This is a genomic window from Paraburkholderia sp. SECH2, assembly GCF_030464795.1.
Classification (GTDB): domain Bacteria; phylum Pseudomonadota; class Gammaproteobacteria; order Burkholderiales; family Burkholderiaceae; genus Paraburkholderia; species Paraburkholderia aspalathi.
This window is the reverse complement of the sequence record NZ_JALPRH010000002.1, coordinates 231,283-255,325: the sequence shown is the minus strand read 5'-3', so window position 1 is coordinate 255,325 and position 24,043 is coordinate 231,283. Positions and strand designations below refer to the sequence as shown.

Below are 24,043 nucleotides of genomic sequence, written 5' to 3'. Positions count from 1 at the left end.
TTGCCGTCATGAATTTCAATGAGTACCCGATCGAGTCGCTGATGTACATCACGAACCGGCCCGAAATCGTTTTCACGCACGGCAAGGGCTCGTGGCTCTACGACAATAACGGCAAGCGATATCTGGACTTCATCCAGGGCTGGGCGGTCAACAGCCTCGGCCATTGCAACGACGGCATGATCGAAGCGCTCAACACGCAATCGAAGCTGCTGCTGAATCCGTCGCCGGCCTTCTACAACGAGCCGATGGCGAAGCTCGCCGGACTGCTCACCCAGCACAGCTGCTTCGACAAGGTGTTCTTCGCGAACAGCGGCGCCGAAGCGAACGAAGGCGCAATCAAGCTCGCGCGCAAGTGGGGCAAGAAGTTCAAGGACGGCGCGTTCGAAATCATCACGTTCGATCACAGCTTCCACGGCCGCACGCTCGCCACCATGTCGGCAAGCGGCAAGCCGGGTTGGGACACGATCTACGCACCGCAAGTGCCGGGTTTCCCGAAGGCGGATCTGAACGACATCGCATCGGTCGAAAAGCTGATCAATGCGAAGACCGTCGCGGTAATGCTGGAGCCGATTCAGGGCGAAGGCGGCGTGATTCCCGCCACGCGCGAGTTCATGCAGCAACTGCGGGCGCTGACCAAGAAACACAATCTGCTCCTGATCGTCGACGAAGTGCAAAGCGGTTGCGGCCGTGCCGGCACCTTGTTCGCGTATGAACTGTCGGGCATCGAGCCGGACATCATGACGCTCGGCAAGGGCATCGGTGGGGGCGTGCCGCTCGCGGCGCTGCTCGCCAAAGCTGAAATCGCCGTGTTCGAAGCAGGCGACCAGGGCGGTACTTACAACGGCAATCCGCTGATGACTGCGGTCGGCTACTCGGTGATCTCGCAGCTGACCGCGCCGGGCTTCCTCGAAGGCGTGCGTGCACGCGGCGAATATCTGCGCGCCAAGCTGCTCGAACTGTCGGAAGAGCGCGGCTTCGAAGGCGAACGCGGTGAAGGTCTACTGCGCGCCCTGCTGCTCGGCAAGGACATCGGCAACCAGATCGTCGAGAAGGCTCGCCTGATGCAGCCCGACGGCCTGCTGCTGAACGCGGCGCGTCCGAACCTGCTGCGTTTCATGCCGGCACTGAACGTCACGAATGAAGAAATCGACCAGATGATGGCGATGCTGCGTTCGATTCTCGACACGCTGTAATCACACAGGAAAGCGCGTATGACGACGACCGCAACGCTATCGATCCGCCGCTTCGAAGCGAGCGACACCGACGCCGTGGTCGCGCTGTGGCAGGAAGCATTCCCCGAGTATCGGGACGTGACGAGACCACAGCGCAATCCGCATCTGTCGATCGCCAACAAGCTGGCGACGCAGCCGGAACTGTTCTTTGTCGCCGTGTTCGACGAGCGTATCGTCGGCACGGTGATGGGCGGTTATGACGGGCACCGAGGCTGGCTGTATTCGCTCGCGGTGGATGAATCGTTGCGACGTCACGGCATCGGCACGCGCCTCGTCGCCCATGTCGAAAACGCGTTGACCGAACGTGGATGCCCGAAGCTGAATTTGCAGGTGCTCTCCGCGAAGGACGATGTGCGCGCGTTCTATGAGGCGCTCGGGTATCGTGCGGATGCTGTTATCAGTCTCGGCAAACGATTGGGTGAACTGGCGGAAACGCCAGCGGCTTAGGCGCAGGCAATCGCCTGAATAGAAAAAGGCCGCATGCGCTTCGATCGCGCATGCGGCCTTTTTTACGGCTAAGGCAAACTTAGTCCAGGTTATTCACCCAGATAAGCTGCCCGAACCTTCGGGTCATCGAGCATCTGCTTCGCATCACCGGACATCGTCACCAGGCCCGAGTCCATCACGTAGCCGCGGTTCGCCGCCTGCAACGCGAGACGCGCGTTCTGCTCGACCAGCAGCACCGTCATGCCTTCAGCCGAGATTGCACGCACCACTTCGAAGATCTTCTCGACCATGATCGGCGACAGACCCATCGACGGCTCATCCAGCAACAACAGCTTCGGCTTGCTGATGATCGCGCGCGCCATCGCCAGCATCTGCTGTTCGCCGCCCGAGAGCGTGCCCGCGTACTGCGTCGCACGTTCCTTCAGGCGCGGAAAAAAGCCGAACATACGATCGACGTCTGCCTTGATGGCGTCGGTATCGTTGCGCAGATACGCACCCATCTGCATGTTCTCGACGATCGACATGCGCGAGAAAATGCCGCGGCCTTCCGGCACCATCGCCAGACCGCGCTTGAGCAGCTCGTGCGCCGGGATGCCCTTGATCGACTCACCCATGTACTCGATATCGCCTGCCGAGTACGGCTTCAGACCCGTGATCGCCTTCATCGTCGTGGTCTTGCCCGCGCCGTTCGCGCCGATCAGCGTGACCAGTTCGCCCTGCGCAACTTCGAGATCGATACCCTTGACTGCCTGGATGCCGCCGTAATTGACCTGCAGGCCCTTGATTTTCAACATTGCCGTTGCCATTAGTGGACCCCCGCACCCAGATAAGCTTCGATCACCTTCGGATCCTTCTGCACGTCCGAAGGCAGACCCTGAGCAATCACCTTGCCGTAGTCGAGCACCGTCATCTGGTTGCACAGACCCATCACCAGTTTCACGTCGTGCTCGATCAGCAGAATCGTCTTGCCGTCGCTGCGGATCTTGTCGAGCAGCTTGGTCAGCTCGACCTTTTCCGTTGCGTTCATGCCGGCAGCCGGTTCATCCAGCGCGAGCAGCTTCGGATCCGTTGCCAGCGCGCGGGCGATTTCCAGACGGCGCTGGTGACCGTACGACAGATTGCGCGACGTGTAGTCCGCGTACTGCGCAATGCCGACGTATTCCAGCAGTTCGATCGCGCGTTCCTTGATCTCGCGCTCTTCCTTGCGCTCGGCCGGCGTCTGGAACACCGCGCCGATCAGGCCGTGCTTGGTACGCACGTGACGGCCGACCATCACGTTTTCCAGTGCGGTCATGCCACCGAACAGACGGATGTTCTGGAACGTACGCGCAATCCCCGCCTTCGCCACCTGATAGACGGCGGTCGGCGTGTACTCCGTGCCGTCGAGCTTGAACTCGCCCGAATCCGGCGTGTACAGACCCGTGATCACGTTGAAGAAGGTCGTCTTGCCGGCGCCGTTCGGGCCGATCAGGCCGTAAATCTGGCCCGACTTGATCTGCAGGCCGACATCGGACAGCGCCTGCAGGCCGCCGAAGCGCTTGTTCACGCCCTTGACGGACAGTCGAATGTTATCGCTCATATTTTTCTCCTGTCCTTTAGGCACGCACCGGCTTCTTGCCGCTGCGCTTCGCCAGTTTCGCAATCTTGTCTTCGTGCTTCGGCGACGGCCACAGGCCTTCCGAGCGGTACAGCATGATCACGACCATCGCGAGGCCGTACAGCAACTGACGGATCACTTCGGTATCGACGATTTCATGGCCGAAGATCGCGTTCTGCAGCGGACCCATCGTCGAGCGCAGGAATTCCGGGAACACGGCGAGCAGCACCGCACCGAGAATCACGCCAGGGATGTGGCCCATACCGCCCAGCACCACGCACGCCAGCACCACGACCGATTCCCAGAACGTGAACGATTCCGGCGACACGAAGCCCTGGAACGAACCGAACATCGCACCCGACAGACCGCCGAACGACGCGCCCATCGCGAAAGCCAGCAGCTTCACGTTACGGGTGTTGATGCCCATTGCCTTGGCGGCGATTTCGTCTTCACGAATAGCGGCCCATGCACGGCCGATCCGCGAGTGCTGCAAACGCGTACAGGTCCAGATCACGAACAGCGCGCACAACACGAACAGGTAGTAGTACGAGTACACCGACGGGAACTGCAGGCCGAACAGCGAGTGGGTTTGCGCGAGGCTGAAACCCCCGACGTTGACCGGATCGATCCCCGTGATCCCCTTCGGACCATTGGTGATGTTCACCGGACGGTCGAGGTTGTTCATGAAGATCCGCACGATTTCCCCGAAGCCCAGGGTCACGATCGCGAGATAGTCGCCACGCAGACGCAGCGTCGGCGCGCCGAGCAGGACGCCGAAGGTCGCGGCCAGCCCCATCGCGATCGGCACGATGATCCAGATCGGCGTATGCAGGCCGCCCGGAAACAGGTGCGCGATCCACTCGAATTGCGAGGTCAGGTGCGGCGAGCTCAGGAGCGCAGCAACGTAGGCGCCGATTGCGTAGAACGCGATGTAGCCCAAGTCCAGCAGTCCGGCGAAGCCAACCACCACATTGAGACCCAGCGCGAGCATCACGTACAGCATCGCGAAGTCGAGCACGCGGACCCAGTAGTTGCCGCCTGCCGCGCCGATGATCATCGGTGCCGCGATCACGAAGATCGCGGTGATGATGCCGACGGTCAACGTCTTCGTCAGGTTCTTTTCAGGGATGAGCGTCGTGGACGGCTCGATCGGTTGAATTGAGGTCATGTCTGTCTACTCCTTATGCTCGATCAGCAACACGTTCGCCCAACAGGCCCGACGGACGGAACACCAGCACGATAATCAGCACGATGAATGCGAACACGTCCTGGTAGTTACTGCCGAATACGCCACCCGTGAGGTTGCCGATATACCCCGCCCCCAACTGTTCGATCAGGCCGAGCAGCACGCCGCCCACCATTGCCCCGCCGAGGTTGCCGATCCCGCCCAGCACCGCCGCGGTAAAGGCCTTCAAACCTGGGATGAAGCCCATATAGAAGTGTGCGTTACCGTATTCGGACGCGATCATCACGCCGGCGAGAGCGGCCAGCGCCGAGCCGATCATGAAGGTCGCCGAAATCACGAAGTTCGGGTTCACGCCCATCAGGCTGGCAACGCCCGGGTTCTCAGCGATCGCACGCATCGCGCGGCCGAGCTTGGTCTTGTGGACCAGCAGCAGCAGACCGCCCATCACGAGGAACGCCACCACGATGATCACGATTTCGGTCATCGAGATCACGGCGCCAGGCGTCGTGTCGGTGGCCTTGATCACGTTGATCGGGTCGGTAGGCAACAGCTGCGGGAACGGCAGCGGGTTGCGCGACCAGATCATCATCGCGAGGGTTTGCAGCAGGATCGACACACCGATCGCGGTGATCAGCGGGGCGAGACGCGGTGCTTTACGCAACGGCCGGTAGGCCACGCGCTCAATCGTGTAGCCGACCAGCGAGCAAACCACTGCCGCGATGATCAACGCGATGATGAGCGTCGGCACATTGCCGAGGCCGGGGAAGTGGTTCTGAAGCACGCCTATGGCTGAGAGCGCAACCATCGCGCCCACCATCAACACATCGCCGTGCGCGAAGTTGATGATGCCCAGGATGCCGTAAACCATCGTATAGCCCAGTGCGATGATGGCGTAAACGCTGCCAAGCACCAGCCCGTTGAGGACCTGCTGGATGAAGATATCCATTTAATGCTCCTTAGCCCGTGCGACTGGATTCGCGTTCTTCATCAGCCGGTGGGCGGTGATGCGGTACGCCAATCTCAACGGCACTGCGGGTACTGATGTAAAAGACCGGTAAGGGTTATCCGCTGCCCGTTTCGTCTTACGACTGGGATGCAGTCGGGGACGAATCGATGGCGGATGCAAAAACGGCACCGTTGGGTGGTTTCGGTGCCGTCAGGCTGTACGTCCCGTCATCACATCTTCACGACGTCGAGAACCGCTTTCTTGCCGTCCTTGAAGTCGTAAAGCGTAATGGCGCCCTCTTTCAAATCACCCTTGTCGTCGAACGCGATGTGGCCGATTACCCCGTTGTAATCGGTGGACGGCATCGCAGCCAGCACCTTGGGCGCCTCGATAGAATTAGCGCGCTTCATTGCATCGACAATCACGTACACAGCGTCATACGTGAACGGTGCGTAAATCTGCACCGGCGTGTGGAAGCGGTCTACGTACTTCTGTTCGAAGTCCGCTCCCTTGTCCATTTTCGAAAGCGCGAGTCCCGCCTCCGAACAGACCAGGTTTTGCACGGCGGTTCCCGCCAGCTCACCCACCTTGTCGGTACACACACCGTCGCCGCCAAGGATTTTTGCCCTGATACCGAGCGCCGCCGCCTGTTTGGCAAACGGCCCGCCCGTCGCGTCCATTCCGCCGAACATGATCACGTCCGGCTGAACACTCTTGATCTTTCTAAGGACGGCCTGAAACTCCGTAGCCCTGTCATTCGTGGCTTCACGCGCGACGATCTTCGCCCCGCTCGCCTGTACCGTCTTCGCGAACTCGTCGGCCAGTCCCTTACCGTATACGGTCGAGTCGTCGACAATCGCGATGCGTTTCGCGCCGAGCACCTTCGTCGCGTAGTTGGCCAGCGCCGGGCCCTGCTGGGCATCGGTCGCGACCACCCGATAAGTCGTCTTGAAACCTTGCTGCGTGTACCCCGGATTTGTCGACGACGGCGAGATCTGCACGATCCCGGCATCGCTATAGATCTTTGACGCCGGAATCGAGACACCTGAATTCAGGTGGCCGACCACGGCGACAACGTGATCGTCGACAAATTTTTCAGCGACCTCCGTACCCGTTTTCGGGTCCGCTGCATCATCTTGTGCGTCGAGCTCCAACTGGATCTTGTGACCGTCGATGGTCAAGCCCTGCTTATTGATTTCCTCGACCGCCAGACGCGCGCCGTTTTCATTGTCCTTGCCAAGATGCGCAATGCCGCCCGTCAATGGGGCCGCATGACCGATCTTCACAACAGTTGCTTCACTCGCCGGTGCCGCTGCCGCCGTGGCAGCCGATGCACCTGCTCCCGCCTCGCCTTCCTGCTTTTTGCCGCACGCGGTCAACATCGCAACCGCGGTCACGATGGACACGGCGTAAGCAAACTTGACTCGCATTAAGTAGGTCTCCTGCGCCTTGCAAAATCTATTGTTCGGGACCCGGAGGCCTTGAGAACGCGCGCATTGTAACTCCAATTATGCGACGGGCAATATTGTTGAAACGGTGGGGTTTTCCTGCATTGCAACCTTATTTTGAGAGAGGAATTCCGCAAAAGGCGCAACCGGGTTGCGACTATTTTTCGTGCATCAGTTGCACCATCGTCGCACCCAATGGCATCAAGTGTTGCAGCGATCTGGCCCGATCCCTGATTGCGCCGTGGTTCGCGTTAAGTATTACGTTTCCATTGATATCAGAATGCGCGCACTATTTTAGTGCGTCAAAAATCGGGGCAACACGTTTGAAACGATTTAAACGGGGCCACATCGTCCAAAAATTGTTTAAAAGCCAAATCACAATTCAAAGGAATTTGTGTGGGAGAACACTTAAAACGGCCCAGGGCGCTGATCTGGCACTTTATTTTGGACGGGCCCACGAATCCGCAGACGTAAAAAAAGCGCGCCCTTGGGCGCGCTTTCCTTTCAGAAACGTCGGCTGATTGTCAGGCAGGCAGACCCAGCCCGCGCGGCAGCGGAAATGCGATGTTTTCCTCAATGCCGTCGAGCGCGCGCACGTTGCGCACGCCAAGCTCACGCAACCGGCCAATCACCGCTTGCGCCAGCGCTTCCGGCGCCGAGGCGCCCGCCGTCACACCGATCCGGCGCTTGCCTTCGACCCATACCGGATCGATCTGGTCTGGCGAGTCAACCATATAAGAAGGCACGCCAAGCTTTTCGGCCAGCTCGCGCAACCGGTTCGAGTTCGAACTATTCGGGCTGCCAACCACGATCACGACGTCGCATTGCGGCGCCATGAACTTGACCGCGTCCTGGCGGTTTTGCGTGGCGTAGCAGATGTCCTGCTTCTTCGGCTCGCGGATCGCCGGATATTTCGCCTTCAGGGCGCCGATGATCTCGGCTGCGTCGTCGACCGACAGAGTGGTTTGCGTCACGAACGCGATCCGCTCGGGATCGGCCAACTGCAAGGCCAGCACGTCTTTGATGTCTTCCACCAGATGCATGCCTTCGCCCGCCTGCCCCATCGTGCCCTCGACTTCAGGGTGGCCCTTGTGGCCGATCATCACGATGTCGAAGCCGTCCTGGCGCATTTTCGCGACTTCGATATGCACCTTGGTCACGAGCGGACACGTGGCGTCGTACACACGCAGGCCGCGCGACTCGGCTTCCGAACGCACCGCTTTCGACACGCCATGCGCGCTGAAAATGACCGTATTGCCGGCCGGCACTTCTTCCAGTTGCTCAATGAAGATCGCGCCCTTCTTGCGCAAATCCTCGACGACATAGGCGTTATGGACGATTTCGTGGCGCACGTAAATCGGCGAGCCGTGCAGCTTGATGGCCCGCTCTACGATTTCAATGGCCCGATCGACGCCGGCGCAGAACCCACGCGGCTGCGCCAGCAGGATCTCGGTTTCGGCAAGAGTCGTTTCCGTGATGCTCATGTTTACAGAATCCCGATGATTTTCACTTCAAACGCCAGCGCCTGGCCGGCAAGCGGATGGTTGAAATCGAACAACGCCGACGTCTCGCCAACTTCCTTGAGGACGCCCGCGTAGCGGCCGCCACCCGGCGCGTTGAATTCGACCAGGTCACCCGGCGAAAAATCCTCGCCGATCATGCTGTTTTCGCGCAGCGTGGCCAGCGAGACCCGCTGGATCAACTCCGGATTGCGCGGACCGAACGCCTGACCCGGCGTTAGCTGAAAGGTCGAATGGTGGCCCACCTTCAAACCCAGCAGAATGTCTTCCAGCGGCGGCGCCAGTTGACCCGCGCCGAGCAGCAGCGTTGCCGGATTGTCGGTAAACGTATTGATGACTTCGGCGCCATCGGCAAGGGAAAGCCGGTAGTGAAGCGTGACGTGTGAACCGGGTTTCACTTCGGAAATGTCGATGATGCTCATGCAATGCTCGCTCAGTCGAAGCGCTCTGCACGCGTGCGCCGCGGGCGCAGTTGACGCCGCAGTTGACGCGCGTGGCAAACCCTCGGGGTGCCGTGCGCAAAGCGTCTATTGTAAGCCACATAGCGGGCGGCGGCTTGGCCGTCGCGCGCATCGCGGCACGGCCGCGCACCGCGCGCCGCCACAAACCCGAACTGGAGGATGTATATCTATATGGCTGACTATGCCTGCACGATGGACGAAGCGACACTGGAAGCGGCGTTGCCGGAGCCCGCTGCGCCCGACGCCGCCGCACTCGCGGCCCCCGCCCCGGCGTCGCCACGCGCTGGCGCCGCGGCTGGTCACACTGCAGCGGAAGCCAGTGTCAGCTCTGCCAAAGCCGCCGCGGACGGCGCCACACCTCTGACCCGGCCGCTTGTACGCGGCAAATGGCACAAGAACGACATGCCACGCGAGCGGCTGATCGAGGAAGGGCCCAGCGTCCTGTCCGACACCGAAATGATCGTGCTGGTGCTCGGCGCGGGGCTGCCGGGCCACGACGTGTTCAACGTTGCACGCACCCTGCTCGACCGCTTCGGCTCGCTACGCGCCATGCTCGACGCAACTTACTCGGACTTCGACGGCCTGCGCGGTATCGGGCCGGCGAAAAAAACCCAGCTGATGGCCATTATGGAAATGGCGCGGCGTTCGCTGGTCGATAAAATGCGTGACCGCTCGCTAATGAACTCGCCTGAGGCCGTGCAAGACTATCTGCGCCTTCGTATCGGCGGAAGTCCCCACGAAGTCTTCCTGTCGCTCTTTCTCGACGCCCGCCACCGCCTGATCCGCTGCGAGGAGAGCGCCCGAGGCACGCTCACGCGCATGGCCGTCTATCCGCGCGAAATCGTGCGGCGGGCACTAAACCTGAATGCGGCCAGCCTGATCGTCGCGCATAATCACCCTTCCGGCGCCGTCCAGCCGAGCGCTAGCGACTGCCGGCTGACGCATACGCTGCGCGAAGCCCTTGCGCTGATCGACGTACAATTGATCGATCATCTGGTGATCGGCGCGGATCACACGTACTCGTTTGCCCGCGCCGGCTGGCCCTGACACGGCGCCAACCAGGGTCGCAGCAACGTCGTGCCGAGTTCAGCATCGCAAATAAGGTTTGATTTTGCGGCTTTTTTTCTGCTAGAATTCCGGTTTGCCTATTTCCAACCCCCTGTTCCGAAGCCACCAAGGCGTTCCGGAAAGGAAACGTGCCTCGAGTTTCAATAAACTCTCAAGTGCGGCTCTTTTCGGGAAACTTTCACGGCGTTCGAACTCAGAATTAGCGTATTAGGAGTGCTCTCATGGCACGCGTATGCCAAGTAACTGGGAAAGCGCCGATGAGCGGCAACAACGTTTCCCACGCGAACAACAAAACCAAGCGCCGGTTCCTGCCGAACCTGCAAAACCGCCGTATTTGGGTGGAAAGCGAAAACCGTTGGGTGCGTCTGCGCGTTTCGAACGCCGGCCTGCGCCTGATCGACAAGAACGGTATCGACGCTGTGCTCGCAGATCTGCGCGCACGCGGTGAAGCCTAAGGAGTAAATCATGGCGAAAGGCGCACGCGACAAGATCAAGTTGGAATCGACCGCAGGCACGGGTCACTTCTACACGACGACGAAGAACAAACGCAACATGCCGGAAAAGATGCTGATCAAGAAATTTGATCCGGTCGTCCGTAAGCACGTTGACTACAAGGAAACCAAGATTAAATAAATCTTGACTCCTGCCTGACGAAGGCAAAAAGATTCGCAAAAAAGCCTCGCATTCGTGCGAGGCTTTTTTGTTTTCAACTTCCCAATATCGCGCTGATTAGCTGTCCGTTGCCCACTTAGGACAGTCTTATCCCGTTCGGCCAGCTTTCCCTCATTCGTCGCGACGCGTATCCTTTCTCGTTTTAGCGGCATGCACACAGCATGCCGTCATGGCAAAACGAAAGACGGAGATGCAGGCGATGGAATTCGATGTAGCGATTGTCGGTAGCGGTCTGGCAGGCTTGAGCGTCGCGCTCAACCTCGCGGAGACCCGGCGGGTTGCGGTGGTCGCCAAGCGATCGATGACCGAAGGCGCGAGCGATTGGGCGCAAGGCGGAATCGCCGCCGTTCTTGATTCGGCAGACAGCATCGAAAACCACGTGCGCGACACACTGATCGCCGGCGGCGGCCTGTGCGATGAGGCGGCGACGCGCTTTATCGTCGAGCATGGCCGCGCTGCGATCGAATGGCTAATCGCGCAAGGCGTGCCGTTCACCAAAGACGACGCCGCCGAACTCGGCTTTCATCTGACACGCGAAGGCGGCCACAGCCATCGTCGGATCATTCACGCTGCGGATGCAACGGGACATGCCGTGGTCACCACGCTCAGCGAGCGCGTACGCCGTCATCCGAACATCACCCTGCTCGAGGACCACTACGCGATCGACCTGATCACGTCCGACCGTCTCGGTTTGCCGGGGCGTCGCTGCCACGGTCTGTATGCACTCGATCTGCAAAGCGGCCGCACCGTGACAATCGAAGCGCCGCATACCGTGCTCGCCACCGGCGGCGCCGGCAAGGTCTATCTGTACACCACCAACCCCGACACTGCGACCGGCGACGGCATCGCAATGGCCTGGCGCGCCGGCTGCCGCGTGTCGAACATGGAATTCATCCAGTTCCATCCCACCTGCCTGTTCCATCCTTATGCGAAATCGTTCCTGATCTCGGAAGCGGTACGCGGCGAAGGCGGCATTCTGAAGCTGCCGGACGGCACGCGCTTCATGCCGAACCACGATGAGCGCGCCGAACTCGCGCCGCGCGACATCGTCGCGCGCGCAATCGACTTCGAGATCAAGAAGCGCGGCATCGACTGCGTCTATCTCGACATCAGCCATCAGCCGCCCGAATTCCTGCGCGAGCACTTCCCGACGATTCTGGCCCGCTGCCTGGAATTCGGCATTGACATCACCAAAGAGCCGATTCCGGTTGTGCCCGCCGCGCACTACACATGCGGTGGCGTCGTGACGGACCTGACGGGCAGGACTGACCTCGCCGGTCTCTATGCGGTCGGTGAAACGTCATGCACAGGCCTGCACGGTGCGAACCGGCTTGCCAGCAATTCCTTGCTCGAGTGTCTCGTGATCGGGCGCTCCGCCGCGCAGGCGATCGAGGAAGAAGGCTTCAGCGCCGCCGTCCATGCTCCGCTGCCTGACTGGGACGAAAGCCGTGTGTCCGATCCGGACGAAGAAGTGGTGGTCGCGCACAACTGGGATGAACTGCGCCGCTTGATGTGGAACTATGTCGGCATCGTGCGGACGGACAAACGGCTGGCCCGAGCCAAGCATCGGCTTGCCTTACTGCGTGACGAGATTCATGAGTATTACGCGAACTTCAAGGTGAGCCGCGATTTGCTTGAACTGCGCAATCTGGTCGACGTGGCGTCATTGATCGTCGAAGGCGCTCGTTCACGGCGTGAAAGCCGCGGCTTGCACTTTAGCCGCGATTGGCCGGCGACGTTGCCGAAAGCGCTGCCGACTGTGCTATCGCCGGAACATGTGCGTAACCGCAACGTGTGATTTCTGAAGCTGAAGTGAAAAAGCCATCGCCGGTTTCCCTGCGATGGCTTTTTCATGGATGGCGAACGCTTAAGCGTGCACGGTTCAGACGATTCGCATCGAGTAATCCGTCGCACGCACATCTTTGGTCAACGCGCCGATCGACACGCGGTCGACGCCTGTTTCCGCAATGGTACGCACCGTCTCGAAGTTCACACCGCCAGACACTTCCAGCACCGCTCGCCCCGCCGTGATACGCACTGCTTCACGCATCGCGTCGAACGAAAAGTTGTCCAGCAGAATGGATTGCGCGCGATGCGCCAACGCGGTTTCCAATTGTGCGAGCGTTTCGACTTCGATCTGAATCGACACGCCTGCATTCAGCGCGAGCGCCGCATCCATTGCGGCCCCGACACCGCCCGCTGCAGCGATGTGGTTTTCCTTGATCAGAATGCCGTCGTACAAAGCGAGCCGCTGATTCGCACCGCCGCCCACGCGCACGGCGTATTTCTGCGCGAGCCGCAAGCCCGGCAAGGTCTTACGCGTATCGAGGATGCGCGTTTGAGTGTGGGCGATTGCGTCGACATAGCGGCGCGTTGCGCTCGCCACGCCCGACAGCAGCTGCAAGAAATTCAACGCATTGCGTTCCGCAGTCAACAGCGCACGGACAGGGCCACGCAGTTCGCAGACCGGCGTATCCGCGGTCATCCGATCGCCCTCGCGATAACGCCACTGCACTTCGATGCGCGGATCGACCTGGCGCATCACCGCGTTGAACCAGAGCACGCCGCACAGCACGGCATCTTCACGCACGATGATGCGTGCATCGCGCACGTCGTCCGCAGGAACAAGGCGACCGGTTTGATCACCTGCGCCAACATCTTCTGCCAGCGCGTCAGCGACGTTACGCGCCAACGCCGCATCGAATGCCGCGCCGTACTGCGCATGAATCTCCGCGAACAGCGGCGATACCGCCTCGACCTGATTGCGCTCAACTGCCCCTTCAACCGCCCCCATTACGCCGCTCCCACGTTCGAATACAGTTGCGCGTCGCGTGCGAGATCGCCGCTGGCTTGCACGCGCTTCTTGTGACGCGCCGCGAAGTCGAGCATCCGGTCGATCGGCAGACGCGCCCGCTCGCCGATCGCTCGATCGACAAAGATTTCGTTGTGGCCGCGTTCGAGCACCTCGGCCAGATTGGCGAGGCCGTTCATCGCCATCCACGGGCAATGCGCGCAGCTCTTGCAGGTCGCGCTGTTGCCGGCCGTGGGCGCGGCGATCAACGTCTTGCCCGGCGCGGCGAGCTGCATCTTGTGCAGAATGCCGAGATCGGTCGCCACGATGAAATGCGTCGCGTCGAGTTTTTGCGCGGCGTCGATCAACTGCGTGGTCGAGCCGACCACATCTGCTTGCGCGACCACGTTAGCCGGCGACTCCGGATGCACCAGCACTTTCGCGCCCGGATACTCGGCGCGCAGCAGATCGAGTTCGATGCCTTTGAATTCGTCGTGCACGAGACACGAGCCCTGCCACAGCAGCATGTCCGCACCGGTCTTGCTCTGGATATAGCTACCGAGATGCCGATCCGGCGCCCAGATGATCTTTTCGCCGCGTGCGTGCAGATCGGCAACGATTTCCAGCCCAATCGACGACGTCACCATCCAGTCCGCGCGCGCCTTGACGGCCGCGCTGGTGTTCGCGTACACGACCACCGTGCGATCCGGGTGCGCGTCACAGAACGCCGAGAATTCATCGACCGGACAGCCGAGGTCGAGCGAACAGGTCGCGTCGAGATCCGGCATCAGAATGCGCTTGTCCGGACTCAGGATTTTCGCCGTCTCACCCATGAAGCGCACGCCCGCCACCACCAACGTCTGCGCCTCGTGATCGCGGCCGAAGCGCGCCATTTCCAACGAGTCGGCCACGCAACCGCCGGTTTCGTCGGCGAGTTCCTGCAGTTCCGCGTCGACGTAGTAGTGCGCGACGAGCACAGCTTTCTCGCGCTTAAGCAATGCGCGGATGCGCTCTTTCAGCGCCACCTTCTGTTCCGCCGACGGCACGTCGGGCACCTTCGCCCACGCCTGCCCGATCCCGCAGCTCGTGCCCTGCGCCTGTGGCCGGTCGTATTCGACGGTCCTGATCGCCTGCTGATCCATGATCTCCTCTGCCTTCGCTCTGCCGCCGCGGACTGTCAATCGCGTGTCGTTGAAATTGCCGCGGCCCAAAAAGCAAAACCCCGCCAACGCGGGGTTTTGTGACGTAACGAAATTTTAATAGATTTCGCGCTAAGGCATACGATCAGGCATAACGGCGCAGGCGCATTGCAAAGTCTTGCAGTGCTTTGATACCGCTCTGTTCCGCGCGATGACACCAGTCTTGCAACTGAACCAGAAGTTGGTCGCGCGACGCATTCGAGCGCTCCCACATCGCCGCGAGTTCATTGCGCATGTCGATGTAGGTCTTGAGCTTCTGGCTATTCGCGAAGATCTGCGGCAACTGGCGCTTCTGCGGCTCATCGAGACCCGCTTCTTCCTTGTGGAACCAGCTACGCGCACCGCGCATCACCTGATACTTCTCGCGTGCGCCTACTTCCTTCAGATGTGCCAGTTCCTGGCGATAAGCACGCTTGAGCGCCTTGCCGTAACGCGCCATCACTTCATAGCGGTTTGCCAGCACGGCTTGCAACGTGTCCTGATCGAGAACCAGTTTGCCGGTGGTCAGACGCGGCGTAGGCGCGATCTTCTTCACCTTGGCCAGACGGAACGCCGACATGATGCGGATGTACATCCAGCCGATGTCGAACTCGTACCACTTATTCGACAGCTTGGCCGACGTCGCATACGTGTGGTGGTTGTTGTGCAGTTCTTCACCGCCAATGATGATGCCCCACGGGAAGATGTTGGTGCTGGCATCCGACGAGTTGAAGTTGCGGTAGCCCCACCAGTGCGCGAGGCCGTTCACCACGCCAGCCGCCCAGAACGGGATCCACACCATCTGCACGGCCCAGATCGTCAGGCCGACGACGCCGAACAGCGCGACGTTCAGCACCATCATCAGGCTCACCCCGAGGATCGGGTACTTGGTGTAGACGTTGCGTTCCATCCAGTCATTCGGCGTGCCGTGACTGAACTTGCGCATCGTTTCTTCATTCTTGGCTTCGGAACGGTACAGTTCCGCGCCTTCGAGCAGCACCTTCCAGATGCCGCGCGTTTGCGGGCTGTGCGGATCTTCTTCGGTCTCGCACTTGGCGTGGTGCTTACGGTGAATCGCGGCCCATTGGCCGGTCAGCATGCCGGTGGTCATCCACAGCCAGAAGCGGAAAAAATGACTGACGATCGGATGCAGCTCCAGCGCGCGGTGCGCCTGGCAGCGATGCAGATAGACCGTTACGCCAATGATCGTGATGTGCGTCGCGACCAGCGTGTACAGCACAAGTTGCCACCACGAAAAGTGCAGCAAACCGTGAGCAAGGAAATCGAGCAAGGAATTCAACAAGGCAATTTACCTGTGGAACAAGAGACGCCAGACACACGCGAAATGCGCGTGTCAAGAAAGTGAAAGCATACAGCGGGATTGGACGATATTCTACTTGAAGCGTTCCAAGTGTTTGTAACAAATAGGGATTTTTTGTGCGCTATCAACCAGATGGAACGCGCCGGAGGTCGTTTTTGGACCTCCGGCGCGTTCGCAGTGCCCGTCAGTGGGCGCTGTCCGCCTGATTGGCCGCGGGAGCGGTCATTGTTACCGCTTGCGGCATCGCGTCGCTGATGTTGCCGACGATTCGCACTTCGCGTTGCGCGAAAGGAATTGCGATGTCGTGTTCGGAGAACAGACGCCAGATGTTGCGATTCACGGCCGAGCGAACGCCTGACGTGCCTGTTGCAGCATCTTCGATCCAGAAACCCAGTTCGAGGTTGATGCCGTCGGGGCCGAAGCCAACCAGATAAGGCGTAGGCGCCGGTTCCTGCAACACCCGCGCGACGCCCTGAGCGGCCTCGGCGAGCAACGCCATCGCCTGCTCCACGTCGGTGGAGTAGGAAACCTGCACGGCCGCCTTGGCGTAGCCGCGCGTCAGATAGGACGACTGGTTCTGCACCACGTCCGTAATCAGCTTTTCGTTCGGAATTAGCGTTTCGATGCCGTCGAGACCGCGCACCACCGTATACCGCGTACGGATTTGCGTGACCATGCCCTGCAAGCCGCTGACGTTGATCGTGTCGCCGATGCGCAGCGAGCGGTCGATCAGGATGATGAAGCCCGAGACGTAGTTGCTGGCGATCTTCTGCAAGCCGAACCCGAGTCCAACACCCAGCGCGCCGCCGAACACGCCCAGCACCGTGATGTCGATACCTACCAGCGACAGGCTGATCAGCACCGCCGCCAGCACGAACGCAGCACGCCCGACTCGCGCCACCACCACCTTGAGGTTGGCATCGAGCGTCTTCGAACGCATCAGGCGATCTTCGAACGTGGCGCCGAGCCACATCGCGACGATCATCGTCACACACACCCACAGAAGCCCCGTGGTAAGCGAAAGCAGCGTCATGTGCGCATTCGCGACCCGGAAGCGTACGCTGCCCATCCACGTGATCACGTCGTCCTGGATGCCCATCACGGTGAGCACCATGCCGATCCAGACGACCAGCGAAACGATCTTCTCGACGAGGAACAGCCACGGATGGTTCGCGCCGTCCTGACTGAAGACCCGTCGCGCGAAGAAAAACACGATGTAAATCAGGCCGATACCGAACAGCGGCACCAGCGCCAGATCGAGCAGCGCGGTGTGCATGAACTGGCTGGTGATCGCCTGTGCAACCCACACAAGCGCCGCGCCAATCAGCGGGAAGAATGCGCGGTTCAGGCTCTCCGCGCCGAAACGCAGGGTCTGGTAACGCGTCTGGCGCCGCAGATCGAGCGTGCGGCGCAACAGGCGCGCGAGCAGCCAGGCAATGGCGAGCGTCACGAGCAGGACGCCGACCTGCCACAGCATCACCGGCTGGCCGAAGTCGCGCGCGAGGTCGCCGAACATATGAGGAAAAATGCGGTTTTGCATGATGTCGCCGAAATCGCCGGCGCAGCGGGGTTCAATTCAGAAAAGGAACCCGGTTGCGCCGACAGATAGCCGGTTGCGTTTAGCTCTGGCGTTCCAGCACGGCTGCGAAGAAGCCATCAGTAGCGTGGCGGTGCGGCCACAACGACAGGTAATCGCCCATTTCCAGCTCGATGCGCTGCTCAGCGAGCACGTCGCGCGCCGGCACCAATGCGAAGTCCGGATGGTCGGCGAGGAATTGCTGCACGACGGCTTCGTTTTCCGCTTCCAGAATCGAACAGGTTGCGTAGACGAGACGGCCGCCCTTCTTCACCAGACGCGAGGCGCTGGCCAGAATCGACGCCTGCTTCGGCGCCAGTTCGGCGACCGATTCCGGCGACTGGCGCCACTTCAGATCCGGGTTACGACGCAGCGTACCCAGCCCGCTGCACGGCGCGTCGACCAGCACCCGGTCGATCTTGCCGGCCAGACGCTTGATCTTGGCATCGTGCTCACTATCGATCAGCACCGGATTCACGTTCGACAGCCCGCTACGCGCCAAGCGCGGCTTGAGCTTGGCCAAACGCCGCTCGGAGACGTCGAAGGCGTACAGACGCCCGGTGGAACGCATCGCCGCGCCCAGCGCCAGCGTCTTGCCGCCCGCGCCCGCGCAGAAGTCCACGATCATTTCGCCGCGCTTGGGGGCAACCAGCGAACACAGCAACTGGCTGCCCTCGTCCTGGACTTCGACCCAGCCGTGCTGGAACGCGTCCAGCTTGGTAAGCGGCGGCTTGCCGACCACCCGCACGCCGAACGGTGCGAAAGGCGTCGCGCCACCTTCGATGCCGGCCTTCGACAGCGCGTTCAGCACGTCGTCGCGGCTTGCCTTGATCGGGTTCGCGCGCAGGTCCAGCGGCGCCGGATAGTTCAGCGCGGCGGCCAGTTGCGCCAGTTCCGCGGGTTCGAAGCGCTTGGAAAGCGCCTGATAGATCCAGTCGGGCAGATTCAGGCGAATCCGCAGCGGCAGGCTCTCCGGGTCGATCTTCGCGACGTGTTCGAGCCAGTGCGATTCGGTATCAGTCAAGAACGGCTTGAGGGCCGTGCGGCCGGCCGTCTGCATCAGTCCCAGCAAGGCCATGCGGCGCGCCGGGCTGCCCGCGCCGCCTTCGGCCAGATGAGCGAATTCCATCCGGCGGCGCAGCACGGCGAAGACCGCTTCGGCGATCACGCCGCGCTCGCCGTGCCCGAGCTTAGGATGCGCGCGGAAAAAGCGGCTCGTCGTGGCGTCGGCGGGGCCGTTCAGCTTCAGGACTTCAGCCAGCAAAGTCTCGGTTTGTCCAATCAAAAAACCATGTAATCTCATGCGCCCTCTCCGGCGGTGTGACCGGCAAAGAGCCATTGCGGCTCCGGCGGCGTAAGCGTGACGCGCAAGCCGTCGAGAGCAAGACGCCCTTCGACGAACCAGCGCACCGCGCGTGGATAGATAATGTGTTCGGTTGCCAGCACGCGTTCGGCGAGCGTGGCGGGCGTGTCGCCAGCCTCGACGGGGACGGCCGCCTGCGCGACGATCGGCCCGTGATCCAGCTGCGACGTGACAAAATGCACCGACGCGCCGTGCAGCCGCACGCCGGCGTCAAGTGCCTGTTGATGGGTTTTCAGGCCCGGAAAGCTCGGCAGCAGCGACGGATGCACGTTCAGCATGCGTCCGGCGTAATGGTCGACGAAACCGGCCGTGAGCACCCGCATGAAGCCGGCGAGTACGACGAGATCAGGTGCGAAGCTGTCGATTTCTTGCGCCAGCGCGGCGTCGAAGCTGTCGCGATCGGGAAACTGGCGGTGGTCGACCACCGCCGTGGCAATGCCGTGCGACGCAGCGAACGCAAGGCCCGCGGCGTCAGGACGGTTGGCAATCACAGCGGCGACTTGCGCCGCCCAGCCTTCGTCCGCGCAGGCGCGAATGATAGCTTCCATGTTGCTTCCCCGTCCGGAAATCAGGATGACGAGTTTTTTCATCCGCGGATTTTATCATTCGGGGGACACTGAAACGGCGACGCGCCGCCGTCTCGTGCGCTGAGCGTTTATAATCGTTTGTTTTGCGGCATATCGGCCGCCCTACCTCAAACCCGCTATCGTGAGAGTCTTCCGCGGTCTTCCCAATGCCGAAAGCCGTGCGCCCTGCGCACTGACCATCGGCAACTTCGACGGTGTCCACCGCGGCCATCAGGCTTTGCTCGCCCACGTCCGGGCCGCCGCCGATGCTCGCGGCCTGCCCGTCTGCGTGATGACCTTCGAGCCGCACCCGCGCGAATTCTTCAACCCCGCCGGCGCGCCGCCACGAATCGCCATGCTGCGCGACAAGCTCGAGGCGCTGCGCACCAACGGTGTCGACCGGGTCGTGGTCGAGCATTTCAACCATACCTTCGCGAGCCAGTCGCCGGATGCGTTTGTCGAACGGATCATCGTCAACGGGCTGCATGCTCGCTGGGTGATGATCGGCGACGACTTCCGCTACGGCGCCAAGCGCGCGGGCGATTTCGCCTCGCTCAAGGCCGCGGGTCAACTGCACGGTTTCGAAGTCGAGCAGATGGCAACCGTAGCGGATCCGTCCGGCGCGCGCATTTCCAGCTCGGGCGTGCGCGCGGCGCTGGTAGCGGGCGATCTCGACTCCGCGCGTGCCGCGCTGGGCCGCGATTACCTGATCAGCGGCCACGTCGTACATGGCATGAAGCTCGGTCGCGACCTCGGCTTCCCCACGCTCAATCTGGCGATCGCGCACAAACGCCCGGCACTGGCCGGCATTTTCGTGGTGCGCGTGCATGGCGTGGCCGACGAACCGCTGCCTGGCGTCGCCAGCCTCGGCCTGCGCCCCACCGTCGACGATTCCGGCCGCGTGCTGCTCGAAGTACACCTGCTCGACTGGCACGGCGACGCGTATGGCAAACTCGTGCGCGTCGAATTCCTGAAGAAGCTGCGCGACGAGGAAAAATACGTCGACCTCGAAACGCTGACCGCCGCCATCGCGCGCGACGTCGCCAATGCGCGCGCGTGGTTCGCGGCCGTCGGCGCCGGCACGCCGGGCAGCCGATCCACCGGTTTCGCCACTTCGGCCACTGACCGAATTAGATAGCCGCCGCGGTACATGTGAGCGCGCTGAAGCGCTGCATGTACCCACTGCTGCGCGCATCGAAGGGCGTCCGTGGATTACGCGACATGCCTGCCGGGCGCGCCCAACGCCCTGCGCATCTTGCGCTTACCGCAGCCTCGCTGCGCTTAGAAAGAATTCACCGCGACCTCATCATGAGCAACAAGAAAGCCGATTCGAAACCGCAGTCACGCTACCCGGTCAACCTGCTCGACACGCCGTTCCCGATGCGTGGCGACCTGCCCAAGCGCGAGCCGCAATGGGTCAAGGAATGGCAGGAACGCAAGGTCTACGAGACGATCCGCGCAGCCAGCAAAGGCCGCAAGAAGTTCATCCTGCACGACGGCCCGCCGTATGCGAACGGCGACATCCACTTGGGCCACGCGGTCAACAAGATCCTCAAGGACATGATCGTCAAGGCACGCAATCTGGCGGGCTTCGACGCTGTCTACGTGCCGGGCTGGGATTGCCACGGCATGCCGATCGAAATCCAGATCGAAAAGCAGTTTGGCAAGTCGCTGCCGGCCGCCGAAGTGATGCAGAAGGCGCGCGCTTACGCGACCGAACAGATCGAGAAGCAGAAGGTCGGCTTCCGCCGTCTGGGCGTGCTCGGCGACTGGGATAACCCGTACAAGACGATGAACTTCACGAACGAAGCCGGTGAAATCCGCGCGCTCGCGAAGATCATGGAAAAGGGTTACGTCTTCCGCGGCCTGAAGCCGGTCAACTGGTGTTTCGACTGCGGCTCGGCGTTGGCCGAAGCGGAAGTTGAGTACAAGGACAAGACCGATCCGACCATCGACGTGCTGTTCAGCTTCGCCGAGCCGGAAAAGACCGCGCAGGCGTTCGGCCTGAATGCGCTGCCGCGCAACGAAGGCGGCATCGTGATCTGGACCACCACGCCGTGGACCATCCCCGCCAACCAGGCGCTGAACCTGCATCCGGAAATCGTCTACGCGCTGGTCGATACACCACGCGGCTTGCTGATCCTCGCCGAAGAACGTGTTGAAGCGTGCCTGAAACTGTATGGGCTGGAAGGCACGGTCATCGCGACCACGCCGGGCGCGAAGCTCGTCAACCTACGCTTCAATCACCCGCTCGCCTCCGCGCATCCGGCCTACAAGCGCACGGCACCGGTTTATCTCGGCGACTGCGTGACGACTGAATCCGGTACGGGTGTGGTGCACTCGTCGCCGGCGTACGGCGTGGAAGACTTCGTGTCGTGCAAGGCGCACGGCATGGCCGATTCGGACATCATCAATCCGGTGATGGGCGACGGCCGTTACATCGAATCGCTCGCGCTGTTCGGCGGCCTGTCGATCTGGGCGGCGAATCCGCAGATCGTCGAAGCCCTGCAAGCGGCCGGCTCGTTGCTGCGCACCGAGAAGTACACGCACAGCTACATGCACTGCTGGCGCCATAAGACGCCGATCATCTACCGTGCGACGTCGCAATGGTTCGCCGGCATGGACGTGAAGCCGAACGACACCGACAAGACGCTGCGCGAAACCGCGCTCGAAGGCATCGAGAACACCGCCTTCTATCCGTCGTGGGGCAAACAGCGCCTGTTCAGCATGATCGCCAACCGCCCGGACTGGACGCTGTCGCGTCAGCGTCAATGGGGCGTGCCGATGGCGTTCTTCGTGCACAAGGAAACCGGCGAGCTGCATCCGCGCACGCTGGAATTGCTCGAAGAAGTCGCGCAACGCGTAGAGAAGGCCGGCATCGAAGCATGGCAAACGCTCGACCCGCGCGAACTGCTCGGCGACGACGCCAACATGTATGAAAAGAACCGCGACACGCTCGACGTCTGGTTCGATTCGGGCACCACGCACTGGCACGTCCTGCGCGGCTCGCATAAAGACGAACTGCAGTTCCCGGCTGATCTGTATCTGGAAGGCTCGGACCAGCACCGCGGCTGGTTCCACTCGTCGCTGCTGACGGCTTCGATGCTCGATGGCCGCCCGCCGTACAACGCGCTGCTCACGCACGGCTTCACCGTCGACGGCGAAGGCCGCAAGATGAGCAAGTCGCTCGGCAACGGTATCGACCCGCACGAAGTGGCGAATCGCCTTGGCGCGGAAATCATCCGCTTGTGGATCGCCTCGACCGATTACTCGGGCGAACTGGCGATCTCCGAAGAGATCCTGAAGCGCGTGACGGAAGGCTATCGCCGCATCCGCAACACGCTGCGCTTCCTGCTCGCGAACCTGTCGGACTTCGACTTCGCGCAACACGCGCGTCCGGTCGAAGACTGGCTCGAGATCGACCGTTACGCGGTGGCGCTGTCGGCAAATCTGCAAAACGACATCCTCTCGCACTACGACAAATACGAGTTCCACCCGGTGGTCGCCAAGCTGCAGACGTTCTGCTCGGAAGACCTGGGCGGCTTCTATCTGGATGTGCTGAAAGACCGTCTGTACACCACGGCGGCTGACTCCGTCGCGCGCCGCTCGGCTCAGACCGCGCTGTATCACATCGCACACGGCCTGCTGCGCCTGATGGCGCCGTTCATGTCGTTCACCGCGGAAGAAGCGTGGAAGGTGTTCCAGCCGAACAGCGAAACGATCTTCACCGAGACGTATCACGCGTTCCCGGCAGTGCCGCAAGCCGGCGAGCTGCTCGACAAATGGACGCTGCTGCGCGCCGCGCGTAGCGACGTGACCAAGGCGCTGGAAGAAGCACGCGTCGCGAACCTGATCGGTTCGTCGCTGCAGGCGGAAGTCGAAATCCGCGCGAGCGGCGCGCGTTACGACGCGCTCACGAGCCTCGGCGACGACCTGAAGTTCGTGCTGATCACGTCGGCGGCGACCGTCGTGAAGGTCGATAGCGAAGCGGAAGAAAGCGTTGAGGTGATCGCCTCGAAGTATCTGAAGTGCGAACGCTGCTGGCACTACCGCGCGGACGTCGGCGCCAACGCCGAGCACCCCACCCTGTGCGGCCGCTGCTTCAGCAATCTGTTCGGCAACGGTGAAGTGAGGAGCGCGGCATAATGGCGAAAACCATGTCGAAATCGTCAGCTGCCGGTGGTTCGCTGGCGCCGTGGCTCGGCGTCGCGCTGATCGTGATCCTGTTCGATCAGCTCACCAAGATCGCGGTCCAGAAGGTGTTCGCCTACGGTGTTCCGCATGAGGTCGCGCCGTTTTTCAACCTGATCCTCGTGTACAACCGCGGCGCCGCCTTCAGCTTCCTCGCGATGGCGGGCGGCTGGCAGCGCTGGGCGTTCACCGCGCTTGGCGTGGTCGCGGCGCTGGTGATCTGCTATCTGCTCAAGCGCCACGGCGGGCAGAAGATGTTCTGCACGGCGCTCGCGCTGATTCTGGGCGGCGCGCTCGGCAATGTGATCGACCGGCTGGCGTACGGTCATGTGATCGACTTTCTCGATTTTCACGTACGCACGTGGCACTGGCCGGCGTTCAATCTCGCCGACAGCGCGATCACGATCGGCGCGATCCTGCTCGTGCTCGACGAGTTGCGGCGCGTGCGCGGCTCGCGGTAACGCGTATAGGTAGACCACG

General features: G+C 61.6%; 22 protein-coding genes. 9 read left to right on the top strand and 13 right to left on the bottom strand.

All coding sequences use genetic code 11. The features are described 5' to 3' along the window. Nucleotides 1–8: 8 nt before the first annotated feature. Entirely contained in the window at nucleotides 9–1,193 is a 1,185-nt protein-coding gene (locus M0D66_RS05505; protein ID WP_211702033.1) for an acetylornithine transaminase, read from the top strand. 18 nt (nucleotides 1,194–1,211) lie between these two features. Beyond that, entirely contained in the window at nucleotides 1,212–1,679 is a 468-nt protein-coding gene (locus M0D66_RS05500; protein ID WP_200564721.1) for a GNAT family acetyltransferase, read from the top strand. A gap of 89 nt (nucleotides 1,680–1,768) precedes the next feature. On the opposite strand, the gene M0D66_RS05495 is transcribed toward M0D66_RS05500, so the two are convergent. The 7 genes from M0D66_RS05495 to M0D66_RS05465 form a co-directional block, all read right to left on the bottom strand. Then, complete coding sequence (locus tag M0D66_RS05495; RefSeq protein ID WP_093638918.1) at nucleotides 1,769–2,485, bottom strand: ABC transporter ATP-binding protein; 717 nt, start codon at nucleotides 2,483–2,485, stop codon at nucleotides 1,769–1,771. Next, the gene (locus M0D66_RS05490) at nucleotides 2,485–3,258 is read right to left on the bottom strand and encodes an ABC transporter ATP-binding protein (RefSeq protein WP_054043663.1); all 774 of its coding nucleotides are present in this window, start codon (nucleotides 3,256–3,258) and stop codon (nucleotides 2,485–2,487) included. Before M0D66_RS05490 ends, M0D66_RS05495 begins: the two co-directional genes overlap by 1 nt. A 16-nt stretch (nucleotides 3,259–3,274) precedes the next feature. Continuing rightward, nucleotides 3,275–4,444 carry an ABC transporter ATP-binding protein gene (locus tag M0D66_RS05485; protein ID WP_211707089.1) on the bottom strand — a complete coding sequence of 390 codons (1,170 nt, stop codon included), beginning with the start codon at nucleotides 4,442–4,444 and terminating at the stop codon, nucleotides 3,275–3,277. Between the two features lie 13 nt (nucleotides 4,445–4,457). Further along, entirely contained in the window at nucleotides 4,458–5,408 is a 951-nt protein-coding gene (locus tag M0D66_RS05480) for a branched-chain amino acid ABC transporter permease (protein ID WP_074282431.1), read from the bottom strand. A 230-nt stretch (nucleotides 5,409–5,638) separates the two neighbouring features. Continuing rightward, on the bottom strand, nucleotides 5,639–6,838 hold the full coding sequence (locus tag M0D66_RS05475) for a branched-chain amino acid ABC transporter substrate-binding protein (protein WP_200618028.1): 1,200 nt from the start codon (nucleotides 6,836–6,838) through the stop codon (nucleotides 5,639–5,641). 542 nt (nucleotides 6,839–7,380) lie between these two features. Beyond that, on the bottom strand, nucleotides 7,381–8,340 hold the full coding sequence (ispH, locus tag M0D66_RS05470; protein ID WP_211707090.1) for a 4-hydroxy-3-methylbut-2-enyl diphosphate reductase: 960 nt from the start codon (nucleotides 8,338–8,340) through the stop codon (nucleotides 7,381–7,383). A 2-nt stretch (nucleotides 8,341–8,342) separates the two neighbouring features. Then, complete coding sequence (locus tag M0D66_RS05465; protein ID WP_054042637.1) at nucleotides 8,343–8,798, bottom strand: peptidylprolyl isomerase; 456 nt, start codon at nucleotides 8,796–8,798, stop codon at nucleotides 8,343–8,345. 210 nt (nucleotides 8,799–9,008) lie between these two features. Here M0D66_RS05465 and radC point away from each other — a divergent pair, with 210 nt between their 5' ends. The 4 genes from radC (at nucleotide 9,009) to nadB (ending at nucleotide 12,375) form a co-directional block, all read left to right on the top strand. Then, nucleotides 9,009–9,884 (top strand): DNA repair protein RadC, encoded by an 876-nt coding sequence (radC, locus tag M0D66_RS05460; protein ID WP_266209277.1) that lies wholly within the window; start codon nucleotides 9,009–9,011, stop codon nucleotides 9,882–9,884. A gap of 242 nt (nucleotides 9,885–10,126) precedes the next feature. Continuing rightward, entirely contained in the window at nucleotides 10,127–10,360 is a 234-nt protein-coding gene (gene rpmB, locus M0D66_RS05455; protein ID WP_007180631.1) for a 50S ribosomal protein L28, read from the top strand. Between the two features lie 10 nt (nucleotides 10,361–10,370). Then, nucleotides 10,371–10,538, top strand: a complete 168-nt coding sequence (gene rpmG, locus M0D66_RS05450; RefSeq protein WP_006050116.1) for a 50S ribosomal protein L33 — start codon at nucleotides 10,371–10,373, stop codon at nucleotides 10,536–10,538. A 238-nt stretch (nucleotides 10,539–10,776) separates the two neighbouring features. Then, nucleotides 10,777–12,375: an L-aspartate oxidase gene (gene nadB / locus M0D66_RS05445; RefSeq protein ID WP_266210424.1), complete on the top strand. Its 1,599-nt coding sequence runs from the start codon at nucleotides 10,777–10,779 to the stop codon at nucleotides 12,373–12,375. An 84-nt stretch (nucleotides 12,376–12,459) separates the two neighbouring features. On the opposite strand, the gene nadC is transcribed toward nadB, so the two are convergent. The 6 genes from nadC to purN all read right to left on the bottom strand — a co-directional run bounded on the left by nadC (nucleotide 12,460) and on the right by purN (nucleotide 19,396). After that, a complete protein-coding gene (gene nadC, locus M0D66_RS05440; RefSeq protein ID WP_093638905.1) occupies nucleotides 12,460–13,371 on the bottom strand; it encodes a carboxylating nicotinate-nucleotide diphosphorylase in 912 nt (303 codons plus the stop codon). Further along, the gene (gene nadA / locus M0D66_RS05435; protein WP_211707092.1) at nucleotides 13,371–14,510 is read right to left on the bottom strand and encodes a quinolinate synthase NadA; all 1,140 of its coding nucleotides are present in this window, start codon (nucleotides 14,508–14,510) and stop codon (nucleotides 13,371–13,373) included. The genes nadC and nadA overlap by 1 nt, the downstream gene beginning before the upstream one ends. Before the next feature lie 142 nt (nucleotides 14,511–14,652). Next, entirely contained in the window at nucleotides 14,653–15,849 is a 1,197-nt protein-coding gene (locus M0D66_RS05430; protein WP_054042639.1) for a fatty acid desaturase, read from the bottom strand. Nucleotides 15,850–16,051: 202 nt separating this feature from the next. After that, nucleotides 16,052–17,407 (bottom strand): mechanosensitive ion channel family protein, encoded by a 1,356-nt coding sequence (locus tag M0D66_RS05425; RefSeq protein WP_211707094.1) that lies wholly within the window; start codon nucleotides 17,405–17,407, stop codon nucleotides 16,052–16,054. Nucleotides 17,408–17,486: 79 nt separating this feature from the next. After that, on the bottom strand, nucleotides 17,487–18,746 hold the full coding sequence (locus M0D66_RS05420; RefSeq protein ID WP_093638896.1) for an RsmB/NOP family class I SAM-dependent RNA methyltransferase: 1,260 nt from the start codon (nucleotides 18,744–18,746) through the stop codon (nucleotides 17,487–17,489). Continuing rightward, nucleotides 18,743–19,396: a phosphoribosylglycinamide formyltransferase gene (gene purN, locus M0D66_RS05415; protein ID WP_093638893.1), complete on the bottom strand. Its 654-nt coding sequence runs from the start codon at nucleotides 19,394–19,396 to the stop codon at nucleotides 18,743–18,745. Before purN ends, M0D66_RS05420 begins: the two co-directional genes overlap by 4 nt. A 118-nt stretch (nucleotides 19,397–19,514) precedes the next feature. On the opposite strand from purN, the gene M0D66_RS05410 reads away from it, so the two are divergent. The 3 genes from M0D66_RS05410 (at nucleotide 19,515) to lspA (ending at nucleotide 24,024) form a co-directional block, all read left to right on the top strand. Continuing rightward, nucleotides 19,515–20,510, top strand: coding sequence for a bifunctional riboflavin kinase/FAD synthetase (locus M0D66_RS05410; protein WP_054042648.1), 996 nt, complete (start codon nucleotides 19,515–19,517; stop codon nucleotides 20,508–20,510). Between the two features lie 170 nt (nucleotides 20,511–20,680). After that, the gene (gene ileS, locus M0D66_RS05405; protein WP_266209268.1) at nucleotides 20,681–23,518 is read left to right on the top strand and encodes an isoleucine--tRNA ligase; all 2,838 of its coding nucleotides are present in this window, start codon (nucleotides 20,681–20,683) and stop codon (nucleotides 23,516–23,518) included. Further along, entirely contained in the window at nucleotides 23,518–24,024 is a 507-nt protein-coding gene (lspA, locus tag M0D66_RS05400; protein WP_093638890.1) for a signal peptidase II, read from the top strand. The genes ileS and lspA overlap by 1 nt, the downstream gene beginning before the upstream one ends. The last annotated feature ends 19 nt before the right edge of the window (nucleotides 24,025–24,043 follow it).